At 41.9% G+C, this 21449-nt stretch carries 21 protein-coding genes; 10 read left to right on the top strand and 11 right to left on the bottom strand.

The window, feature by feature from the left end:
* Positions 1 to 24: 24 nt before the first annotated feature.
* Positions 25 to 1368: a dihydrolipoyllysine-residue acetyltransferase gene (gene aceF, locus ASG24_RS10455; protein ID WP_055829517.1), complete on the top strand. Its 1344-nt coding sequence runs from the start codon at positions 25 to 27 to the stop codon at positions 1366 to 1368.
* Between the two features lie 47 nt (positions 1369 to 1415).
* On the opposite strand, the gene ASG24_RS10450 is transcribed toward aceF, so the two are convergent.
* The 3 genes from ASG24_RS10450 to ASG24_RS10440 all read right to left on the bottom strand — a co-directional run bounded on the left by ASG24_RS10450 (position 1416) and on the right by ASG24_RS10440 (position 3822).
* The gene (locus ASG24_RS10450; RefSeq protein WP_055871117.1) at positions 1416 to 1826 is read right to left on the bottom strand and encodes a gamma-glutamylcyclotransferase; all 411 of its coding nucleotides are present in this window, start codon (positions 1824 to 1826) and stop codon (positions 1416 to 1418) included.
* Positions 1827 to 1834: 8 nt separating this feature from the next.
* Positions 1835 to 2704: a PA0069 family radical SAM protein gene (locus tag ASG24_RS10445; RefSeq protein WP_255352566.1), complete on the bottom strand. Its 870-nt coding sequence runs from the start codon at positions 2702 to 2704 to the stop codon at positions 1835 to 1837.
* A 107-nt stretch (positions 2705 to 2811) separates the two neighbouring features.
* On the bottom strand, positions 2812 to 3822 hold the full coding sequence (locus ASG24_RS10440; RefSeq protein WP_055871114.1) for a TIR domain-containing protein: 1011 nt from the start codon (positions 3820 to 3822) through the stop codon (positions 2812 to 2814).
* 40 nt (positions 3823 to 3862) lie between these two features.
* Here ASG24_RS10440 and ASG24_RS14960 point away from each other — a divergent pair, with 40 nt between their 5' ends.
* Positions 3863 to 3955: a hypothetical protein gene (locus ASG24_RS14960; protein ID WP_369814184.1), complete on the top strand. Its 93-nt coding sequence runs from the start codon at positions 3863 to 3865 to the stop codon at positions 3953 to 3955.
* A 43-nt stretch (positions 3956 to 3998) separates the two neighbouring features.
* Here the strand turns inward: ASG24_RS14960 and ASG24_RS10435 are convergent, their stop codons facing one another.
* Positions 3999 to 4295: a helix-turn-helix transcriptional regulator gene (locus tag ASG24_RS10435; protein WP_055871110.1), complete on the bottom strand. Its 297-nt coding sequence runs from the start codon at positions 4293 to 4295 to the stop codon at positions 3999 to 4001.
* 90 nt (positions 4296 to 4385) lie between these two features.
* Between ASG24_RS10435 and ASG24_RS10430 the strand changes: the two genes are divergently transcribed.
* Together ASG24_RS10430 and ASG24_RS10425 are read left to right on the top strand one after the other, a co-directional pair.
* Positions 4386 to 4817 carry a hypothetical protein gene (locus ASG24_RS10430; protein ID WP_055871107.1) on the top strand — a complete coding sequence of 144 codons (432 nt, stop codon included), beginning with the start codon at positions 4386 to 4388 and terminating at the stop codon, positions 4815 to 4817.
* Positions 4818 to 5082: 265 nt separating this feature from the next.
* Entirely contained in the window at positions 5083 to 5478 is a 396-nt protein-coding gene (locus tag ASG24_RS10425; protein WP_055871104.1) for a hypothetical protein, read from the top strand.
* Between the two features lie 595 nt (positions 5479 to 6073).
* Here ASG24_RS10425 and ASG24_RS10415 read toward each other — a convergent pair.
* Entirely contained in the window at positions 6074 to 6580 is a 507-nt protein-coding gene (locus tag ASG24_RS10415; RefSeq protein ID WP_055871098.1) for a hypothetical protein, read from the bottom strand.
* Positions 6581 to 6776: 196 nt separating this feature from the next.
* Positions 6777 to 7112, bottom strand: a complete 336-nt coding sequence (locus ASG24_RS10410; protein WP_055871095.1) for a hypothetical protein — start codon at positions 7110 to 7112, stop codon at positions 6777 to 6779.
* A 104-nt stretch (positions 7113 to 7216) separates the two neighbouring features.
* Between ASG24_RS10410 and ASG24_RS10405 the strand changes: the two genes are divergently transcribed.
* Both ASG24_RS10405 and xth read left to right on the top strand, forming a co-directional pair.
* On the top strand, positions 7217 to 7891 hold the full coding sequence (locus ASG24_RS10405) for an SOS response-associated peptidase (RefSeq protein WP_055871092.1): 675 nt from the start codon (positions 7217 to 7219) through the stop codon (positions 7889 to 7891).
* Positions 7892 to 7921: 30 nt separating this feature from the next.
* Positions 7922 to 8707 (top strand): exodeoxyribonuclease III, encoded by a 786-nt coding sequence (gene xth / locus ASG24_RS10400; RefSeq protein WP_055871090.1) that lies wholly within the window; start codon positions 7922 to 7924, stop codon positions 8705 to 8707.
* A gap of 133 nt (positions 8708 to 8840) precedes the next feature.
* Here the strand turns inward: xth and ASG24_RS10395 are convergent, their stop codons facing one another.
* The 5 genes from ASG24_RS10395 to ASG24_RS10375 all read right to left on the bottom strand — a co-directional run bounded on the left by ASG24_RS10395 (position 8841) and on the right by ASG24_RS10375 (position 13619).
* Positions 8841 to 9095, bottom strand: a complete 255-nt coding sequence (locus ASG24_RS10395; protein ID WP_055871087.1) for a hypothetical protein — start codon at positions 9093 to 9095, stop codon at positions 8841 to 8843.
* A 152-nt stretch (positions 9096 to 9247) separates the two neighbouring features.
* A complete protein-coding gene (locus ASG24_RS14885; RefSeq protein ID WP_255352565.1) occupies positions 9248 to 11014 on the bottom strand; it encodes a sigma factor-like helix-turn-helix DNA-binding protein in 1767 nt (588 codons plus the stop codon).
* Positions 11015 to 11252: 238 nt separating this feature from the next.
* Entirely contained in the window at positions 11253 to 12491 is a 1239-nt protein-coding gene (locus ASG24_RS10385) for a Y-family DNA polymerase (protein WP_055872029.1), read from the bottom strand.
* 43 nt (positions 12492 to 12534) lie between these two features.
* A complete protein-coding gene (locus tag ASG24_RS10380; protein ID WP_055871081.1) occupies positions 12535 to 12999 on the bottom strand; it encodes a LexA family transcriptional regulator in 465 nt (154 codons plus the stop codon).
* Positions 12996 to 13619: a LexA family transcriptional regulator gene (locus ASG24_RS10375; protein WP_055871077.1), complete on the bottom strand. Its 624-nt coding sequence runs from the start codon at positions 13617 to 13619 to the stop codon at positions 12996 to 12998. Before ASG24_RS10375 ends, ASG24_RS10380 begins: the two co-directional genes overlap by 4 nt.
* A 126-nt stretch (positions 13620 to 13745) precedes the next feature.
* Between ASG24_RS10375 and ASG24_RS10370 the strand changes: the two genes are divergently transcribed.
* The 4 genes from ASG24_RS10370 (at position 13746) to ASG24_RS10355 (ending at position 21448) form a co-directional block, all read left to right on the top strand.
* Positions 13746 to 15167 (top strand): exonuclease domain-containing protein, encoded by a 1422-nt coding sequence (locus ASG24_RS10370; RefSeq protein ID WP_235562395.1) that lies wholly within the window; start codon positions 13746 to 13748, stop codon positions 15165 to 15167.
* 105 nt (positions 15168 to 15272) lie between these two features.
* A complete protein-coding gene (locus tag ASG24_RS10365) occupies positions 15273 to 16502 on the top strand; it encodes an SIR2 family protein (protein ID WP_055871071.1) in 1230 nt (409 codons plus the stop codon).
* A 53-nt stretch (positions 16503 to 16555) separates the two neighbouring features.
* On the top strand, positions 16556 to 19222 hold the full coding sequence (locus ASG24_RS10360) for a hypothetical protein (RefSeq protein ID WP_156376553.1): 2667 nt from the start codon (positions 16556 to 16558) through the stop codon (positions 19220 to 19222).
* A gap of 84 nt (positions 19223 to 19306) precedes the next feature.
* On the top strand, positions 19307 to 21448 hold the full coding sequence (locus ASG24_RS10355) for an NACHT domain-containing NTPase (protein ID WP_055871064.1): 2142 nt from the start codon (positions 19307 to 19309) through the stop codon (positions 21446 to 21448).
* Position 21449 lies beyond the last annotated feature (1 nt).

Genomic DNA, 21449 nt, shown 5'->3' with positions numbered 1-21449 from the left:
GCGTTTTTATAAAAGGTTTAACACATGAGCTTAAAAGAAGTTCTCGTGCCAGATATTGGCAACTTTGACAGTGTAGACGTCATTGAAGTCCTGGTCAGCGTGGGTGACACGGTGGCAAAAGAAGACTCTCTGATCACCGTTGAGTCTGACAAAGCCTCGATGGATATCCCCTCATCTCTTGCTGGTGTCGTCAAAGAAATCCACATCAATGTGGGCGATAAAACCAAGCAAGGCGCGTTGATCATTACCTTGGATACCGCTGGCGAAGCGGCTCCGGCTGAGAAACCGGCACCACAACCAACCGCTACGCCTGTAGTGGCCACGGTTAAGGTAGATGAAAAAACAGTCGCGATTCCAGAGCCTAGCCGCCCTATCGCTGAAGCGCCCCAGGTCGTGCAACCGCAATCCACACCAAATCCTGTTGCTGAATCCAGCGTAGGTGCAACAGGCAAGCTGGCACATGCCAGCCCTTCCGTACGCAAATTTGCGCGTGAACTGGGTGTGAACCTGTCATTGGTTAAGGCAACTGGCCCCAAGAACCGTATTGTGCAAAGTGACGTGCAAGCCTATGTCAAAGGCGAGCTATCCAAGCCGCGCAGTGAAAATATGGGTATTGGTACAGGCCTAAGCACATTGCCTATGCCGGTAATCGATTTCAGCCAGTTTGGCGCAATCGAAAACAAACCTTTGTCACGTATCAAAAAACTGTCTGGCGCTAACTTGCACCGTAACTGGGTCACCGCTCCGCACGTCACCCAATTTGACGAAGCTGACATCACCGATCTGGAAGATTTCCGCAAATCTATGCTGGTCGAAGCTGAAAAGCGCGGCGTGAAGCTGACATTGCTGGCTTTCCTGATGAAGGCAGTGGTTAATGCATTGCGCACATACCCTAACTTCAACGCTTCCCTGTCGCCCGAAGGTGATAGCCTGATCCTCAAGCAATATTACAACATCGGCTTTGCCTGCGACACGCCGGATGGTTTGGTCGTGCCAGTGGTACGTGACGTGAACCAGAAAGATGTGATGGATATTGCACGCGACCTGGCTGACCTGTCAGCCAAAGCCCGTGAGCGCAAGCTGAAGGTTGAAGAAATGCAAGGCGGCTGCTTTACCATTTCCAGCCTGGGCGGTATCGGCGGCACCATGTTCACCCCTATCATCAACTGCCCTGAAGTAGCGATCCTGGGGGTTTCACGTGCTGCGATGCAACCAGTCTATAACAAAGATTCAGGCGGGTTTGACCCACGCCTGATCATGCCATTGTCACTGTCATACGATCACCGTGTGATTGATGGGGCTGATGGCGCAAGATTCACCAGCCACCTGCGTGTGATGCTCAGCGATGTAAGACGTTTGTTGCTGTAATTCTTTGACAGGACAAAATAAAGGGCGCATTCAGCGCCCTTTATTTTTTAAGCTTCTGCAAGCAGTTTCATAAAATCACCTTCTTTGATAAGTAGCTTGTCAGTGATTGGCCATTGATAAAGATAAATCCAGACCTGTTCGAATATGTTCCCGTCTATGGTGCTAATAGGTGTGGTGATACGCTTGTATTCAGCAGGTTGCACATGCTGCGCACTGCACTCTTCATAATCATCTAATAACGCCAATGCGGTTTCCGGATCATTTAACCTGTAAAGCTCACCATATGCACGGTCATTGATATCATCAGAGGCAATCACTCCCGGATAATAGCTGATCTGGTACATATACCCCTGAAACCAGCCATCCGTTAAAAATTCAGCGTGCACGGAAAGATATTCTGCCATCTTATTCGAATGACCTTTACGCAGCGTTCCGTAAACAAATAGCAAATCAGACATATAAAACTCTAAAACAGCACCAACTGTGCGCTAGTGGGTTTATGACGCCAGGATTCTGGCACTTTAAACAGATCTGTACGAAAACCGGTCCGCTCGCCGGACATGCCCAGTTTCTGGCAACTTAGCTTGAATCTGTTCGCCAGCAAATCCGCAAAAATCCCTTCGCCACGCATACGCTTGCCAAAATCACTTTGATAACTCTTACCACCACGGCTTTGCTTAACCAGGCTCATGACATGCTGCGCTTTTAACGGAAAGTACTGTTGTAACCATTCTTCAAACAAATTAGTCAGTTCGTGCGGCAAACGCAGGAAAACATAACCTGCTTTTCTTGCGCCAGCCTGATACGCTTTTTCGAGGATTTGCTCCATGTGACTATCAGTCAATGCCGGAATCACCGGTGCGACCATGACACCTGTAGGTATTCCCGCCTCGCTTAATTTGCGCAAGGTTTCAAAGCGTCGTTCAGGCGCAGCAGCACGTGGTTCCAGACGGCGCGCAATCTGCCTGTCTAAAGTCGTAATGCTGAGGTAAATAGTGGCCAGGCCTTTGGCAGCCATAGGCGCTATTAAATCAATATCGCGTTCGACTAATGACGATTTAGTGACCATGCTGAAAGGATGATTCGCTTCACTAAGCACTTTTATCACCTGGCGCGTAAGCTGATATTCCCGTTCAATCGGCTGGTAGCCATCGGTATTCATCGCCAGGGCAATCGGTGCACATTTGTATTTGGGATGGGCCAATTCCTTTTTAAGCAGATCTACCACATCCGGTTTCATCAGTAATTTTGATTCGAAATCGAGCCCTGGTGACATGCCTAAAAAAGCATGGGTAGGACGGGCGTAACAATAAATGCAGCCATGCTCACAACCCATGTCTGAAACCCCCTAAAATACATACATTTAAAAAATTTCAAGAGATGCTCATCAAAATCAATTAGTTAAGTTACGGTGAAAAATATGTATTATGCATTCCTTTAAAATCAAGCAGAATTGATTTTCACATAAAATTTCCATGCGTCTTGATCTGCTTTCTTTAAATCGACTTCAATAAAATTATTTCGTAAATACGTCAAAATCAAATCAAGCGAATTTCTCATTTTATCGCAGGCATTTTCGATTTCTTCCCATGCAACTTTTACATCCTTCTCAAATGGCCTTCCACGCCTAACGAAGATGTAATTATCATTAGGTAATCGATCATAATAACTAGGATGGCTTAAGGCTTTTGACCAAGCTTGAGCAAATGCGTCTATTTCCCTATTAATTGTTGGATCAAAAATATGAAATGTGCTTCCTGTATAAATCATTTTGAAATAATCCCAAAAGAAAAATGCCTCATCAATAAGTGTGTGCGGCATTTCGGAAATGAACTTATCTATAATGGGTAAATGAATTGTAGACATCAAACCCCTCAAGTTCTCTACATCATACTCATGCTCAATTTGAGCCCTAGATTTTCCAACAAGCTCTGCGGGTCGCTTTGGATCTTTATCAATAATTAGTTTGATTGCATGTTGAAGCAGCTTATCTAACCCTTCTTTGTCATTGTGATCAACTGGTTTCGTTAAATTGTATCTGCCAGTTCTATGCTTACCTATATCGAAGGGTAAGTCTTTATCAAAATTTCCAATACTTTCATTGAACAAAAGGATGATTCTGTCCCAACCAAGTTGGGCGGCAGCATAACCTAGTTCGAACATTACATTTGGATTAGGTGATGCCTTTTTGGCTTCCGGATCAGTAATTGTCGTTATGTCTGCAATAAAAATATCTGCTTTGGAAATCTTTTCTAAAAGGGTTTTGACGATATCTGGGCTTCCCGCGGTGTCTCTGGTGGCATCATCCAGGATGATTTTTTTATCTGTATATATAGCTCCAATATTTTTACCCGCCTTTTTAATTGCATCCCTAATAGCGTTCAAGTTAGTTTCTTTCGGAGAGTCACTCTGCCAAGAATAGAACGCATAAATATTTTTTTTTGCTATAGCCATTTTATTATTCTCCGCAGACTACCTTTAATCTGCGCTCCTCATTACCATTATCTTTATGCCTTTTGGTATTCAAAACCTCAAGGTTGCAGGACTTACTCTTTCACCAATTGGTAAAACAAACGTTACTAATTAGCCCTCACTCAGAATATTAAAAATTAAAGTACATTTTTTACTATCTAGTTCGAAACATTCCCTTCAAATATGAACGATAGCTCCTGTATGACAGTTTGTTGAAGCTGACTAAAAGTTAAATGTTCATCAGTTTTTAAGTACGCTAAAGTTAATATTGTAAGAGGATGCACTCCCATTGCTTCTGAAAGGTCATTCACCTTTGAAACGGTGGGTCGCTTTCTGCCATGCTCCAGTACTGACATGTAAGTTCTGCTAGATATTTCACTGAAAAATTCTTGACTCAATTCTCGAGAAATTCTGATATCGCGGATTGCAGCCCCTAAAGCTTTTTGAAATTCCATACTAAGCCCTCATAAAGGACTTTATATAGCCATCATGTGCCCTAAAGGACTATAATCTAAAGGACACATTTATTGTATTGGATTGAAATAATGTTCCTTGCCAGCCAAATTGATTTGCGAAAAGCATTTTTTGACGGTGAAATTTTCAGCCTTAACAAGATTGAGCTATCTGCTTTTATGCCTTGGTTCATATGTGAAGTACCAGAATTCGAGGATGATTCAGAAGAAGCAGTTTGTACTACAACGCATCTGATTGGTGACATTGATGATTTGGCAAATTTTGCGGTAAGTCACAAAATTGATAAGACATATGTGATCAGCCCAGGCCATTTAATCAATCAGGAAAACTGGTCTCTGACTAGATTAAAGTCTATCTCTTCTGCAACTTATCAGGATGAGGACTACAAGAGCATTGTCTATCGTTTTGAAACCGATACGGGCCAGGTTATAGAACACGACATTAGCGGGTTGAACAAAGGTAAATATGAACTTACTTTTGAAACGATTTTGCAATTCGGTTAGAACAACTGTTACCAATGACTAGCATTGGCAGATTCCATGAATTAAGCCGCTATTAAAGAAATCACTATCAGTTTTGAAACTGATACCCTAACCACAGTGTGTCTCGAAACCGCATACAGCTCGTACGACTCATGGAATCAAATTCAGTTGCAGATTTGTTCAGATATTACTGCGGAATTTGGCCGCTGAAACAAAGGTGATACCTACAAGCTAATTAGTCGCATATCCCTTAAGAGAAAAACATCTGATCTGAAGGAGTTAAGTGATGGAAGATAACGATAACCAAATCACTGTTGAATTTGAAGAAGACACTGAATATTCAGTAAGCCTGGAAACAGCAACTTCGATGATGACAATTGTCGGTGCTACTTCAATAGAGGATTTAATTCATCGTTCACTTGTGATGTTCAAAGAAGTGCTTGAAATTTCACATCCCAAAGACGATGAAATGTCTACTTCCGAGCACTGGGCTAATGTTGCTCAGCGGCTTCCCAACAGTATTACATTGGGAGTGCTAAAGGGTTTGTTTAGTGAAGAAGCCGGGAATAAACCATCAGTTGGAAATGATTACACACTCCGAGATTTAATTTTAGGTGTAACTGAAGAAAACAAACATGAACGCATGTCTTTTGGGCACCCAGTTGGAAAAGAAATACTATGAGTTAGTGAGGTGAAAATGGCATTCTCGATTTCAGTACAGATCCTCATCCTGAATCTGACAATTCTGTGAATATGCTGGCTAAGGGGCAAAAAGAAATTTGATGTGTTATTGGTTTCACCTTAGATATTTGAATTACTCAAATTGGTGGTATGAATTTTTATCTTGTGTTTTTTTGGAACTCTATATATTTAGCGTCACAATTGTTATTTCTCCACTCCATAGGTGGACATATTTCCCCACATTTGTTTGGATCAATGTTGGCTATAGATATGTAGGATCCAAATCCACATATGCTGATGAGTTTTCGATTCGAAGCTTCAAAATAAGGGGGTACCATGCAATTGGCTTTTCTCATCATGAATTCCAATTCCGGCACAGGAGAATTCTCTCCGAACGATCCCTTGCTCTTTGAGTCTTTCTTTCCTGGCCGTGATTTCGTCGAAATATTTAACTGCGTCAACAGCAGCCTCATACATCGCCGGAAATTTTGCAGTGCAAATACGAGGTACGACGATTTCCGACTTCGCTGAAAGACTTAGTAACCCTAAGGAACAAAATATTAATAAGCAAATCAATTTTACCAAGTTCATAAAGTCTACAATTCAGCGTCGTTCGCTTTGCAACTGAGGGTAAACCAACCGTTTTTTGGTAACCGCTCTTTTACTTCATTAGGAAGATAAGGATTGTTTCGGATTGAGCATCCATTATTCTTTGCAAATGAATCTAGATCGGGTCCTTCTGAATCGACAGTAATGCCTAGCCCTTCATTTACACAGCATCCAATATATTTTGTAATGTTCTCTTCATCAATCAACAAGACTTTGTGCCCAAGCAAGTGTATTAACTTTAATGGAAAGCGATAATCGTTGTAATCTTGTTGGATGTCTGGCTTTCTTCGTAAGTAACCTTGTTTTATGTACGCAACTAGTGCGGGGCCTGATTCTGCCTTTCGCTCTTTTTCTGAGCCTAAGGATAAAGCCTTGATTAGACCTGCCTCAAGCAGCCTTTCCGAGAGTTGGTTTGCAGGGTCTGCTTCGCTTTTCCTAGCATAGCTCCCCACTAGAATTAGCAAAAACAACACTGTGATTACTCGAATATTCATTGAAAACCACGTGTTTTTAATCTTGAGTAGGCTTTGTAATGAAAATGGCTATCGCATGAGCTTTTAAGATGAACGCTAATGCAAAAACCAAAAGTATCAGCATAATAAAAGTTGAGCTTTGGCTTTTGTACCATAGCCATGTAGGTTTTTAATCAGAATTGACGTTGAAACAACTAAAATCTGAATTTTAACGTGCCTAATAAGTGGATGCCATTTCACGACTTATAAATACCTTGTTGTTATTTGTTTTTGAATTGTTTTGTAAAAATCTTAACCAAGATATCACTGCATTTAATTCAGCCTCATCCGTTAGAAACTTCAGGCTATTAATCACTGATTTATTAATGACCACGCCCGCTCTCTTGGCTTGCAGAGACAGATAGCCATCGTAACGATTGCAGGATATTTCACAATACATGCAAGATTTCATGAAACTTGCACGCCAGCTACCCTGGTTTGTCGGATAGTCTTCAAATGTGATGATTTTGAAACCGGCTTTGCTAAGTGTTGCATACAGATTGCTCTGATTCATTTTGCACACCCTAATTGGTATTATTATTTAGGTCTTTCCTCATTAAGCATATTATCCTATTTGCTAACATTTGTTAACTATTCGACTTTTGAAACATTTACTCAATGTGCAGTAACTTTGAACCGATCAAACTTTCCCAATCTAGTTGGGCAAAAGAAAAACTGGGATGTGAACTTCCCCAAGTTGAGTGGAAGCCACATGTCTTTAGTTACTATTTGGCACCATTCGTATTTTTTGAGGACGGCGTTGTCAGATGCGAACTAGGGCACTTTGGCCTGATACCCCCGTGGACTGACCCAGAAGAGCGCGCTGCACTCGCGCAAAAAACTTATAACGCCAGGACAGAAACAGTTGAAATACGAAAGTCCTATAAGGCGCCCTGGAAAAGAAGAAAATTTGGACTAGTCTTGGCTGATTGTTTTTACGAGCCGCTGTATGACAGGTCTGGAAAGCAATCAAAGCCTACTGCTATATCTCGATCTGACGGGGAGCCAACTGCAATTGCTTCAATCTGGGAAAGCTTCACTGATCAAGTCACCGGAGAAATAATTAGGTCATTTTCCATGCTCACAGTCAATGCTGACACGCATCCTTTTATGAGCCATTTCCATAAACCTGATGATGAAAAACGCTCGGTTGTAGTGGTTGAAAACGCCAACTTACATCATTGGCTTAATGCTACTCATGAGGAAGCCAGAGATATCCTGAAATTAAGCCCAGATGGTTATCTAGATGCAGACCTTTCTGAGCCGAATAGTAACCAGCTATCCATCTTTTAAATATTGTCATTAAGTTAGGTGGATAACCCTATGAAGATTGCCACTTACAACATTAATGGGATCAATAATCGTATTGAGAGATTATTAGAGTGGTTAGACGAAACCGAGCCTGACGCTGTGTGCCTGCAGGAGCTTAAGTCAGAAACAATTAAATTTCCTATCAAAGCTATTGAAAAAGCGGGATATGGTGCCTTGTGGCAAGGGCAAAAAGCGTGGAATGGGGTAGCTATCCTTAGTAGAGATACTGAACCACTTTTAATACGCCGCAGCTTACCCGGAGACCCTGCTGACAAACAAGCAAGGTATATTGAAGCGGCTGTAAATGGATTGATTCTGGCCAGTTTATATTTGCCTAACGGCAATCCCCAACCAGGCCCAAAATTTGATTATAAATTAGCCTGGTTTCAGCGGTTGAACGTTCATGCTAAAGAGCTTTTAGATACCGGTTTGCCAGTGGTTCTCGCTGGCGACTATAACGTTGTTCCAACCGATCTAGATATATACAAAACCACTTCATGGGACGACGATGCCCTTTTACAGCCTGAAAGTCGTACAGCATTCGCAAATCTGGTTAAGCAAGGCTGGACTGATGCATTGAGGTCATGTCATCCCAATGAAAGCATTTACACATATTGGGACTACAAACGAAATCGCTGGTCTCGAAATGCCGGATTGAGAATCGACCACTTGTTACTGAGCCCGGTATTGGCCGCAGGTCTTCGAAATGCAAATGTGGATAAGGATTATAGAGGCATAAAAGGTGCTAGTGACCACGCGCCAACATGGGTGGAGTTTGATTGGGAGCCTGAATCCTGAATAATTGCTTCAAGTTGCTGCGCAGGAAGTTCCTAGCTAGTCGCTTTTCAGAAGCTATAAGAAACCTTTTGGCTTAGCCCAGTCATTAATAATTAGCTTCTCAAATTTGGCCCTATCAGTAAGCTTTTTAACTTCATCTAGCTCGTCCAAGGTTTAAACCTAAACCATCCTTATCTGGATGCTTGTAAGCGATATTGAAACAAGTTAATACTTCAGTTGCATTTTTAGCTGCCTGGCAAAATACAATCGCAGGACCACCTTTCAAACCCAGTCGACCATTATCAGGATGTGCCCATGCTTTATCGAAACAATATGTGACCTCTGTAGCTTTCAAAATGCATGGATGGAGAATTGCACCAATCAAAAATATTTCAAGATAGTGTTTCATACTGAGATAAGCCCATAGGAGTTATGTGAGCGCTTTGAGAGTGCGAATCCACTCAGTCATTTTCCCTAGTTCCATTTGGTCAGAAACTAGCTTTCTGCTCGAATAGCTAGCTGACACCTGACCTATCGAAATCCCTTTTGAAGTAAAAGTTATTAAGCTAACTTCACCACTTCTATTTTCATGAGCACGGGATGCATCTTGGTCAAAAAAATATCTCCAACCTTCATTCCTAGCTTTTTGAGCTTGGTAACAAATTGATTCAACCTACAGCTCCCATTTTCGTATCGTGTTAGTATTACAGGCTCATCAAAGCCCTGCATTGTGTATGCACCCAGCTTTAGCAGTCGGGAAACCGAATTAGACACATCAAAGATACGCACGCGATTGCGGTATTCAGATAGTTCATATTTGAAAATGATAAAGCCATCCTCGTCTACGTCATATGTAGGCTCAGTAATACCCCCGACTGAGCTGATTGCTTTGTTAAGAGCAACCATGTCCAGAGGCCAACCTATCAACATGTAAACCCCACGTCCAACCTTTGTAATGATAGGGGACTCGTTCAACATGAAAGCTAATGCCGGTGTATGATCTCCATGCTGATTTATAGCCTCAGTTAAACTGTAGCGCGAAGCAATGCCACCGTTCTGGCTTAGAAAATCATAAACCTTCCATTCGATATCAGATAAGATCTCCTTAGGGTTTAATGTAACTTTAGAGTAGAAGTCATCACTTTGCTTAAAGTCGAGCCAGGAAATCTTTTTAAGCACCTCTGTTATCACTAAAACCGATGGCTCTATATGCAATAGCCTCCGCGGATTATCCTCCCCATAATGCTCTCTGCGTGAGTTCAATAAGGCATGTCCAATCAATGAAACGTCCACAGCCTCTTGACTAACACTCATAATCTTGCGAACGATGGAAAGTAATTTATTGCGATTCTGGTAGTTTTCACCAAGCCAAAACCATCCGGCATCTTCATGAATCCATTCAAACTCACCAATCAGCTTAGCCTTCTTGAGAACCTCCTCCCTTGATAAAGGCATTCCAAGAGATGCTGAAGTTTCTCCTACTACCCATGAGATCTGTGCGACCCCGCAACTTGTGATCATCCTCTTGATTGACTCACGAATTGCTCGCAAGTCTTTAGCCATATTTTCATTAGGAGTATAAGCCACTAAATCCCAAGCGACGACCATTCCTGCAGGACTATCTGAAAATTCCAAAAATCTTTTCCCCAGAATCTGACGACAGAATTGATCCAAAGTGTATACCGATAAATTCTCACCAAGGAAATCTCTATAAATATGGTTTAATTCATTAACCTTGGCTGGCAGCGACTTCTCAATCTCTTTTACAAATGTGTCCATTAGAGGCGTTTTAACCGGTATAGCACTAGCTCGTTCCAGCATTTTTTCAGTAATTTGCCTGACACGCTCACGAGTAAGGCCATATCGATCGCCAACGCTTTGGAGCGTGGAAGCCTCTTCACCAAGCACTCCAAACCTCTCAGCAAAAATGGACGCCCACCGAAAGTCCTTTTCTGTTAATTGCTCATGGTTGACGGTGCGCTGCCCTAAATTCTTAGTCGAAAGCCAACTGCTTATCGCACGAATTTCTCCAGATATGGTTTTAGCTGAATGGCAAAGATTCACCGACGTATCAGCTTCTTCAACCACAATGTTTAGATTTCGCAGCCAACCATTAGGCACTTCTAACCAGTCTGTGAAAGCCCGCTCTAGCTCAGGGTAATATTTAAGGGGAATCCGTTTTTCCCAAGTGCGATACAAAACCCATGATGCTCCGGTTGACTTAAGAAAATCCGTGATCGATTTTCCAAGATATTTGCGCCTAGTCTTAATCCTCTTGGCCAGCATTTCTCTAACTTCTTGAGTAGGATGTGCAGGTTTGTTTTTCATAAATTTTATTAGGGGCATTAAGTGGGACACATTTGAAGACTGAATTTATTCTTTTATGAAGTTATGATACCGTCTCACCGCCAGATTATGCTTCCGTTCTGGTCTAAATGCCAAGTTAAGGATGGGACTTAAAAAGCAACCGGGCATCTTTGGTAATCTCGCAGCCATTGTCGTAAGCTGCTTTGGCCGCTTGTTCAAGTTAGTTGCTTAATTTTCATCTACGGTTTTGTTCAGCCCGCTATTTCACTTGTAGCAATTCAGACCAGTTTCCCGTGTAATTTGGACTAAGGTAATTACGCTGCATCTTCCACTCTTGAACCTTCCCTTCAGCCGCTGACTTAACAGGATTATTCGGGTACTTCTGTTTGATCCGGTCCATGACATCCATTAAAGCTTCAGACTTTTGATCACCCTCAGTAAAGCCAAACATATCGCTTTGCAAGCCACTGCTCGAAACAGTTTCCAGCAACATCACGCCACACTTTTGGTAATAAACGCCTGGTCGGTATATCTTCTTCAGGAGCCACAATGCAGTTTTAGTGATCTTGGTCGTTGAATTGGTCGCTGCGGGAAGGCCAACAGACAACTGACCTGAATAATACTCCGCCTGATCGTGTGGACTGTTCTGAGCAAAGACGTATACCCCATTTGCATATAACTCTTTTCCTCGCATTCGTTCAGCTGCAATGCCAGCGTGGAAAGCAACGGCCTGGCTCAAATCTTCCATAGTAGAGGCACGCACGCCAAATGAACGAGAGCTCATTACCTGTTTAGCTTCTGGCAGCTCATCCTCCATCTCAATCCAGACTTCACCATTGAGTTCCCTGACTGTACGCTCTAGCAGAACACCAAACTCATCACGAATACGTTTCGGATCAGCATACTTCAATCGCAGAACAGTATGCACGCCCAGCTTGTTCAGTCTGCCAGCAAGCCTACTTCCTACACCCCAGACTTTATCAACCGGCAACGTTGCAAGGATGGCATCGATCTCTTCTTCTGTCATGGATGTGAAATCACACACGCCATTCCAGTGATCTTGCTTTTTGGCGCAATGGTTAGCCAGTTTGGATAAAGTCTTGCTGTAACCAAAGCCCACACAGATAGGAAGGCCTGTAGAGTTTTTTACATCATTCTTGATGGTCTGGCCGTACTCAGTGAAATTGACGTGAATACCAGTCATCTCCAGGAAAACCTCATCGATGGAATACTTCTCCATTCTAGGTGAGTATTTGGACATCACAGCTGCAAACCGATTGCTCATATTTGCGTATAGCTCGTAGTTGGATGAGAACACGACTGTGCCAAGCTTCTCAGCGGCTTCCTTAATCTCAAACCAAGGTTTAGCCATGTAGATTTCTAATGTGGCTTTGGCGAGTTTATTTTGTGCGATCACGCACCCATCGTTGTTTGATAGAACTACAACTGGTCGCCCGCGAATATCCGGACGGAATACCTCCTCGCAGGAGGCATACATGGAGTTAACGTCAGCGAGTGCAAATACCCGCCTGAATACTCGTTTAAGAGAATGAAATAATTGCATGTTGTACCACACCCCAGATTTCCAATTCCTGATCCTCAGTAAAATCTATGGGCGGGTAAGCTTTTGCCTTGTTTTCGGATAGCAAGCGCACGGATTTCAATCGTTTATATAAACGCTTAACAAGGAATTCACCGTTCACAACGGCTACGACAATGTTAGATGATCTTGCTCTTGGTGCTAAGGCGCGATTCACAATCAGCCTGCATTCTGGATGGATGCCAGCATCAACCATCGAGTCAGCATCCCTGGCGACGTGAACGATAAAGGTAGCTGGCGGATCTTTAATCAGAAACTCCTGGAGATCAAGATCCTTCATTTCATAATCTTGAGCCGCCGATACAAACCTCGATTGACCTGCATTAACCTTGCCTTCGTAGAAAGGGATGATAATCGGTGAAGGGCTAAGCTCAAGTTTAGTAATTAGAGAAATCTCATTACTCATTTGAATCTCCTGAATGATCCAGTTACCACGCCCGTAATTTCAAACTGCATTTGTTTCAATATGGGAATCGGCTGGTATTTTCCAGATGAATTTGCCGGCAGCAACAATGGAGCGCCATTTTTCTGTTTGGCCAAAGTTTTGATCGTGAACTCTCCATCAATCATGGCTAATACAACATCTCCAATGGATGCAGAGTGAGTTTTGCTCACGATTGCCTTATCACCTGGTAATAAACCAGCCTCAATCATAGATTCACCTTGGATTGTGACGATGAAGGTGCTTTCTTCCTTGCCTATAAGGTATTTGTTTGGGTCCATATGTTCCTCTACCTCACTATCCGCAGGGGATGGCAAACCAGCTGGTACTTTAGATTGAAACAGAGGCAAACTTACTTCCTGGAGCTGTTCTGAAATCTGGGTAAACTCTTCAACACCATCCAAGTTGTTCTTGAGCTCGGTCAAACGCTGCTTCTTGGCGTATGCCTCTAAAAAATCACTGATTACTGGCTTCTGGCTAATGGGCACACGAATGACGGTAGTGTCTTCACGGAAGGGACCGCTGCCAGGCTTTCGTCCAGAACCTTCTCTTTTGCCACCACTTTTTTTGTCTTCATTTTTCATGGTTAATATTGTAACAATAATCGGTTTTTAATGTAACATTAATCAAATTTTAAAAAATTATTTAATTTTTAGCGTCATCTCTTTTTAAAAATGTCCCGTTAATAATTATCGGCGTGGAGTATCTAGTTGCTTAAAGAATTAATGCATTTGCCAGAATATCATTGGCTGCCAGACATGGTGATACTGGACATCGAAACAACTGGTGGCTCACATCTGTTTGATCGAATCACAGAGATCGCTTTGGTCCGTATTGAAGGCGGCGAGATAGTAGATACTTGGCAGTCGCTGATTAATCCTGGACGATCCATACCAATGACTATCACTCATCTCACTGGTATCACCGATGAGATGGTGAAGAATGCACCTACCTTTGCTGAAATTGCAGCAACGCTTTATCAATACCTTGAGGGAGTCCCACTTGCTGCCCATAACGTGCGCTTTGACTATGGGTTTCTGAAAGCGGAGTACCAACGAATTGAAGCTACCTTGCACCTCAGAACACTCTGTACGGTAAGACTTTCTCGCAGAATGTTTCCCGAACATAAGGGGCATGGTTTGGATGCCATCATACGGCGTCATGGCTTGACCACCACTGCTCGACACAGGGCGATGGGCGATGTAATACTTGTTCTTGAGTATTTAGAGAAAGCTAGACTGGCTCTGGGCTCGGTATGCGTCATAGAGCATATTAAATATCTGTCCCAAGGCCCAAGCCTGCCTGTTGGCCTTGAGCAAGGAGTCGTTGATAGAATTCCGGATAGCCCAGGCGTGTATATGTTTTTCGGAGAGACTGACTTGCCCATCTACATTGGCAAGAGCGTCAAACTCCGCTCCCGGATACTGAATCATTTCAGCAGTGATCATTCGTCAGCAAAAGAAATGAGGATTGCACAGGAAGTTAAACATATTGAGTACATTCAGACTGCCGGTGAGCTTGGCGCTCTGCTGTTGGAGTCCAAGTTGATTAAAGACCGCCAGCCGATTTACAACAGAATGCTTCGCCGTAGTCGGCAGCTGCAATCTATTAGGCTTGCAGAGACACTTAATCAAACACCATGGTTAACTTATATTTCAGCTGATCAATTTGATCCTGCTAACTTCGACCTGATGTATGGCATGTTCCGGACAAAGAAATCAGCTGAAAAAGTTATCAGGCAACTTGCGATTGAACATCAACTGTGTCCAAGACTGTTGGGAATTGAGTCTGGAAAAGGTGCATGTTTCGCATATCAGCTTAAACGCTGCACAGGCGTATGTGCTGGAAAGGAGCCGCCTGAGATTCATTACTTACGGCTCACACAAGCATTGATAAGCATTCGCCTGAAGTCATGGCCGTATAAAGGTCGTATCGGGATTCGAGAAGTTGATAAAGCGACAGGCAAAACTCAAGTACAAATATTCGATCAGTGGTGTCACATAGCAACTGTAGATGATGAAATTCAAATGGACGAAGCTCGGCAAAGTAGATTTGAATTAAACTTTGATTTAGATACGTATAAACTGCTGGCAAAAGCATTAAAGAGTTCGCTAGATATTATAAAATTCTGATTCAATACATCACAATATGTATTAGCTCAACCATAGGAAATGTGGGAGATTATGGGCTATGAGCTTTAGTTAGCAGCCTCCAATAAACTTAAATAATAAATTTGAATGGTATCGCCAACATTACTTCTTAAATCGAGCACATCCTCTTCTGAACGTGTCATCTCACTTGGTAGAGATACAGTTCCGATTCCGGAACGATTGTTACTTGCGCACTCCAAGGGACAGGTGCTTTTTATCGCAGGCGCAGGTATTTCTTTACCCGCAGGTCTTCCAGATTTCAAAGGTTTGACATTAAAGGTTTACGAAAGACTCGACCCAGCAGTCCATATAGTTCTCAAAGATATTCCAAGCCAGGCCTGCAATCAATGGTCCTCAAATGTAACTACATTGACTCATCAACAAGCAGCTGAAGTTAAGCGATTTGTAATGGGTGACTTTGACGTAGTTTTGGGTATGCTCGAGCGCAGGATCGATGGCAAGGCAGGTCCGAATAGCAAAGTGAGACTAGCTGTTGCTAAGGAACTAAGAAAACCTCGACTGAAGCCCGCACCTATACATCATGCACTTGCAAAATTAGCGGATAGGGGTGGAACAACTACACTAATAACGACGAATTTTGATTTACTACTTGAGGCCGCTACAAAGGCTCCAGTCCCTGATATACAGACTTATTCACTGGGCGGAATACCACGGCCAGGTCGAAATTTGGACTTTTCTGGGATTCTTCACATTCATGGAGTATTAGATATTAATCCTGCGCGTGTATCTGACCTTATATTGTCGGATCAAGATTTTGGGGAGTTTTATCTACGACGCCGGGTAGTACCAGACTTTATCTACGATGCAGCCAGGCTATTTCATTTAGTACTGATTGGATACAGTGCAAATGACCCTCCGATGAGATACCTTCTCAATGCTGTTGCTGCCGATGGTAATAGATTTGATGATCTTAAAGAACGCTTTACATTCTTCGGGTCTAGTCAAATTGACTCCGTTGCTATTGAGGACTGGAAGGGCCGAGGAATCACACCTATTTGCTACGAGTCTTTGAAGAAGCACAAGGTGTTACTCAACACTCTGAATCGATGGGCAGAATTGTCTGCTGTTAATGGCAAACAGGAATTAGTCGATACCGAGATCACAAGAATCGTTAAAAGAAAAAGGTCAGCATCTACAGACGCTGACCGCGATCTCTTTGACCATTTTTTTAGAAGAAGTGATACCAACGAACGTATTCGACTAGCTGCGCTAGCCTCTAAAGCCTCAGCTGACATAAGCTGGCTAGAGGCGATCAATGAAGTGGCAAACGAGCTCGAAATCAAGGTTAGAGAATGATTAGTAGGCGCATACCTACCGATGCCAAAAGCAGATCAGTGCATGCTACATTGATGGCATTTCTCCGTGGTAGGTTGGAAGAGCGCGACACTGTATGGTGGGCCCTGAATATCCATCGCAACGATGATGTTACAAAGCTAGCTGTTCTTAATACGTTAAACGAACTTAATGGACCTCAACTAAAGGAGCCTTGGAATCTGGCTTGGCGTTTGATTGAAGAGTTTTGGGATTCAACGCTACATGATGAGAGCATTGATCTTGGAGATTACACATTAAGAAACCGCCTGCAAAATGGTGACAGGTCAGGATCGCTTGTAAATGCAATTACCGATTTCGTTGCACCCAAATTAAAGATAGAAAAGTTTTCTGAAATCACCTTGAAGTACACGCCTCTGCCTAAACGAGTGAGTAAGATTGAAGATCTTTTCAAGGTCTCTTTAGCGAGTGGCGAGCTTAGAGAACTTGATCAATTCGGATTCGATTCTTTAAATGACGCCTCATTCTTATTTTCATTAGCACAATCTTTAGATGCAGCCGTTACGAATGGGTTGGATATCGCCAGGCGTTTAGGTTGGAATTCTGAATACTTATGGAAGCTTGGTGGTCTCAATCGCGTTTATTACGTGCCTGAAAGTGAAAGGCCCCATGACCATGAGCCTGATGAGTTTAGTAACGGTATCGCACCAGCCGTTAAGTTGCTTTTCACAATAGTGACTAGGCTTGCAGAATTGGATCTGAATTCAGGTAAATCAATAGTTCAGAGATGGAAATCTCTAGACTCTCCTGTTTATCGCCGTCTCTGGGCAGCTATGGCTAGAAACCCACTAATATGCTCTGACCTAGAAGTCTCAGAATTTTTGTTATCTCTGAAGGATGATTATTTTTGGGATAAATCAAACTTTCCAGAAGTTGCAGAACTGAGAGCTAAAAGATTCAACGCCCTCGATTTCCAACACTCAAAACGTATGATAAAGAGACTTCAAAAAGGTCCTCCACGCAGCTTTTGGTCAAAAAAACTTACTCCTGATAAAGTCAAAGAATATACCCTTCACACCGTAGCTACTGAATTTCATCGTATAGACCTTGCCGGCTGGTTACCTGATCAACTTAAACCTTGGTTAAAAGAATTGCAATCAAAGTACGCTGATATCGTGGACATCACCTCTGTGGAAGGAGACTTTTACAAAACCCCGAAGGCTAGACCAATTCCAAATCAACCGCCTGATAACAGATTTTTTTTGCTACAAGGACAAGAGCGACTTTCAGCATTAGAAAATGCTCTTTCAACTGTACGAAGCAGTTGGAGTGACAAAACATCTAGTAACGCGTTTGCGTGGATCAACGAGAACTTCAACTACTTGTTAGTGCTTCAGGATTTATTTAATCATAGAGAATATGGCAATTCTTTTCCGAATGTATGGGAGCGGTTTGGTTGGATTCATAAGCCGAATTTTGATGAAGACTCAGGAGTTGAGCATCCTAGAAATCTTTCAAATGAAGCTCATCAAGTTGTCAGCATGCTGATGGAATTGAAATCTGAAACAGTTCGTAAAGCAATTGATGGATTGAGTGAATGGGTTCGTTGTTGGAGCAATAAAATCAAAGATGAGCCTAGAATATTAAGTTTTTGGGGCAAAATGTGGCCCATTGCAGTTCAAGCAACTAATGCTTTGCAAAAAAACGATGAGGTGCCAGACCTAAATACAATTGCTATTTCTAAAGTCTCAGAGCCACAAGACCTAGATACTCTTAATACTCCGGCTGGAAGAATGCTGGATCTATTCATCTCTTTATGCCCCAATCTAGAACACCCTGGTCCGCATAACCTTCGCCCAAATAGTAATTTGCGGATACTTGCCGATCAAATATTCTCAGCACCCGGGCGGGCTGGCCTAATAGGCAAACATCGCATGATTGAGCATATCGGTTATTTTTTAAGACTTGATCCTGCTTGGGCTGAGGAGAACTTAGTTACCTCATTGAAAGAAAACAGCGCCACTTCGTTACCCTTATGGCGCGCAATTGCTCGCAAAACACTGCACGCTCCTGTTTTGAAACACATTGGAGTCGAGGTTCTGCAAAGAGTGCTTGATGATAGGCTAGATCGCTCAAGTCGTAATAATTTACTATTTAGCTTAATATTAGAATGTCTAAATGCCCAGTATCGCGAAATAGAGCCTGTGATTTCTTATGATCAAATCCAACAGTTGATCAGAAATCTAGATGATGAAAGCAGAGCTCATGGCCTCCAAACGATTATTGGGTACATTCAGTACAAGAGTGAAGACGGCCAAGACACCCCGGAAAAGAAGTTTCGCAAAGCTATAGTGCCATTTTTGAACGAGGTTTGGCCCCAAGAGCGATCATTTGCAACTCCTGCATCAAGTAAAATTTTAGCTAAGCTCCCTCAAGCTGCGGGTAAAGATTTTATCAAGGCTGTATCCTTGATCGAACGCTTTCTTGTTCCTTTTTCCTGCTGGTCAATGCTCGATTATGGACTATATGGCACCATTAATGGAAAGCCCAAGATCTCTCTCATTAATTCGGTCTCTAAAGCAAATGCTTTATTAAAACTACTTGATCTAACCATAGGCACTTCAGAAGTAGCAGTAATTCCTCATGAACTACCCCAAGTTTTGCAACATTTAAAAAGTGTTTCTCCCAAATTAGAGAGTAACTTCATTTTCCGTAGACTTGCAACCCAAGCTCGTCGAAATTGAGTCATTATGATAAAGGTACCCGGCGTTATTGGCAGTAGAGTAATGTACATATTTTAGAAGCCAAACCTAAAGATAAATCCTAATATGAATCAATTAATTCAATTTTGTGCAACTCAAGATTTTTCCCAACAAATCTGCGATTTCCTCTCTATGCTTGCTTCATTGAAAGATGAACAAGTGATGATTGGACTTGTAATAATTTCAGGGGCAATCGTCGCTGTAATCAAATCTATGATTAGAGTCTTTCGCTTTTGTAAACAACAAATTCTAAAATCGCACGAATCTAGGAAATTATGTGAGTCATTTTCTGACAAGGATTTTGAGGAGGCAGGTAAAAATTACATTGAGCCTAATGGTGCCAGTATTGATCCATCAAATTATGACGATCTAAGAGCTTTAGTGCCGGTTAAGCAACCTATCATGGCTGCTATTGATGATGCAATTAACAACACTATAAGTAAAAAGCTGATTCTCATTTTAGCAGACTCAGGCATGGGAAAGACCACGTTCCTATTAAATTATGCCTTGAGAAAATTTGGGCAAAGAAAAAGAATTTCTCTAGTTTCTTTAAGTAGAACTAATGCACTAGCTCAAATTGCTAAAGTTCAAAATCAAAGAGATACTATACTATTATTAGATGCTTTTGATGAAGATACCAAAGCCATCGACGACATTCAGACAAGAATTTCTGAGATTCTTGAGTCAGCTCAAAACTTCAGCAACGTAATTATGACTTGCCGAACTCAATTCTTTATACAAGACTCAGAAATACCTCTTGAGACTGTTTTGCCAAAGTCTGGCCCCAAGCGAGCCGGTCAATCTGGATTTTATGAATGGCAAAAAATTTATTTACTGCCTTTCAATGAGGAGCAAATTTCAAAATTCATATATTCAGTGATTCCATTTTACAACTGGGGTACAAGAAAAAAAGCAAAAGCATTGGTAAGAAAAATTCCTGAGCTTGCAGCAAGGCCAATGCTGCTAAATCTAATACCTGAAATTGCTTCACGAAAAATCCAAATCGATAATATTTGGGATCTTTATGAGTTCATGGTTTCGCAATGGGCTGAACGTGAGAAAGGCTGGATTGGCAAAAAAGAACTCATAAGCATTTCAAAGTCTTTAGCATTTGACATCTTTTCCAATAGGGCTTCACGAGGAACAGAAAGAATTAATATCAATGATTTGAATACAGTGTTTAAAGATGATTTCACCAAGCATGGAATTGAAAGTTGGCAATTTCGTTCTCGCTCACTTTTGAATCGTGATTCAGAGGGAAATTACAAATTCGCTCATAGATCAATAATGGAATACTTCTTTGTATTGGATTTTATCGATGGAAACGATGAAGCAGCCAAATACAAATGGACTGACATGATGTGTGAATTATTTATCAACTGCGGGCATGCTAATAAAATTTCAAAAACTCGGGAACAAGAAATTTTCAATTTGGATCTACGTGAAACATCAATTTTCCCATTACCCCCAAAGACTCTTGATTCCGGGAATATAAACGAAGCATGGGCTAAATCAGTCTTACAAAATAAGCTCAGTAACGCAAGTGACTTTCCAGCATCCTGGAGGAAGTTTAGTAGCAAAATATTGACCATTGGAAATACATCCAGAGTTTACGATTTCGCATCTGGCAGTATTTATCAATACATTGATACTACAGAATTCTCATCAAGCGATCTTGAACCATATTCAGTGAATCGAGGAATTGATCATTGGAAAGATCTGGAGGACCGAGATTGGGTTACACCAAAATTGTTTGAAATAAAAACCTTTATTGAAATTTTGTCATTGAATAGAAAACTACAGAGTCTTGATTCTAGAGTTTTGTATTGGTTGTCTGATTCTGACTCGACCAAGAAAAATATTTGCTTTCATATGTGGTTACCTAGAGGGCCTAGAATTAGTGAACACATAGGTTTGACAAAATTTTACTCAACAGAACTGAGCATAGAGGGGACTGTTTTAGGAATCGATTTATTTATGGGTTCTCTTAAAGCAACACCGATGAATTTTGTTCGTGCGGTGCCAATTCAAGTGCATCATGGTCATGCTCTTGAAATGCACTTCGAGGACTTACAGAAAAATTCTAATGATAGCTGGGGTCTGATGGATCAGTATTATGGATATTTGAAACGTATATATTCAACAGAACCACTATTTAAAGGGCGTAACTACACATTGCAGGGGGTTCAAAGGAAACGCAAGAATTGAG

Source organism: Methylophilus sp. Leaf414, from assembly GCF_001425425.1.
GTDB lineage: Bacteria > Pseudomonadota > Gammaproteobacteria > Burkholderiales > Methylophilaceae > Methylophilus.
Note: the sequence above shows the minus strand (reverse complement) of the source record. Positions and strands in the feature narration are given on the sequence as shown.

Bases quoted from the DNA above. Each gene is read 5' to 3' on its own strand.
- ASG24_RS14885 (WP_255352565.1), bottom strand. From the start codon at position 11,014: ATGAAAAACAAACCTGCACATCCTACTCAAGAAGTTAGAGAAATGCTG.
- ASG24_RS10360 (WP_156376553.1), top strand. From the start codon at position 16,556: ATGGCATTTCTCCGTGGTAGGTTGGAAGAGCGCGACACTGTATGGTGG.
- aceF (WP_055829517.1), top strand. From the start codon at position 25: ATGAGCTTAAAAGAAGTTCTCGTGCCAGATATTGGCAACTTTGACAGT.
- ASG24_RS10445 (WP_255352566.1), bottom strand. From the start codon at position 2,704: ATGGGTTGTGAGCATGGCTGCATTTATTGTTACGCCCGTCCTACCCAT.
- ASG24_RS10450 (WP_055871117.1), bottom strand. From the start codon at position 1,826: ATGTCTGATTTGCTATTTGTTTACGGAACGCTGCGTAAAGGTCATTCG.
- ASG24_RS10430 (WP_055871107.1), top strand. From the start codon at position 4,386: ATGTTCCTTGCCAGCCAAATTGATTTGCGAAAAGCATTTTTTGACGGT.
- xth (WP_055871090.1), top strand. From the start codon at position 7,922: ATGAAGATTGCCACTTACAACATTAATGGGATCAATAATCGTATTGAG.
- ASG24_RS10440 (WP_055871114.1), bottom strand. From the start codon at position 3,822: ATGGCTATAGCAAAAAAAAATATTTATGCGTTCTATTCTTGGCAGAGT.
- ASG24_RS10410 (WP_055871095.1), bottom strand. From the start codon at position 7,112: ATGAATCAGAGCAATCTGTATGCAACACTTAGCAAAGCCGGTTTCAAA.
- ASG24_RS10405 (WP_055871092.1), top strand. From the start codon at position 7,217: ATGTGCAGTAACTTTGAACCGATCAAACTTTCCCAATCTAGTTGGGCA.
- ASG24_RS10375 (WP_055871077.1), bottom strand. From the start codon at position 13,619: ATGAAAAATGAAGACAAAAAAAGTGGTGGCAAAAGAGAAGGTTCTGGA.
- ASG24_RS10425 (WP_055871104.1), top strand. From the start codon at position 5,083: ATGGAAGATAACGATAACCAAATCACTGTTGAATTTGAAGAAGACACT.
- ASG24_RS10365 (WP_055871071.1), top strand. From the start codon at position 15,273: ATGGTATCGCCAACATTACTTCTTAAATCGAGCACATCCTCTTCTGAA.
- ASG24_RS10355 (WP_055871064.1), top strand. From the start codon at position 19,307: ATGAATCAATTAATTCAATTTTGTGCAACTCAAGATTTTTCCCAACAA.
- ASG24_RS10380 (WP_055871081.1), bottom strand. From the start codon at position 12,999: ATGAGTAATGAGATTTCTCTAATTACTAAACTTGAGCTTAGCCCTTCA.
- ASG24_RS10435 (WP_055871110.1), bottom strand. From the start codon at position 4,295: ATGGAATTTCAAAAAGCTTTAGGGGCTGCAATCCGCGATATCAGAATT.
- ASG24_RS10395 (WP_055871087.1), bottom strand. From the start codon at position 9,095: ATGAAACACTATCTTGAAATATTTTTGATTGGTGCAATTCTCCATCCA.
- ASG24_RS10385 (WP_055872029.1), bottom strand. From the start codon at position 12,491: ATGTATGCCTCCTGCGAGGAGGTATTCCGTCCGGATATTCGCGGGCGA.
- ASG24_RS10415 (WP_055871098.1), bottom strand. From the start codon at position 6,580: ATGAATATTCGAGTAATCACAGTGTTGTTTTTGCTAATTCTAGTGGGG.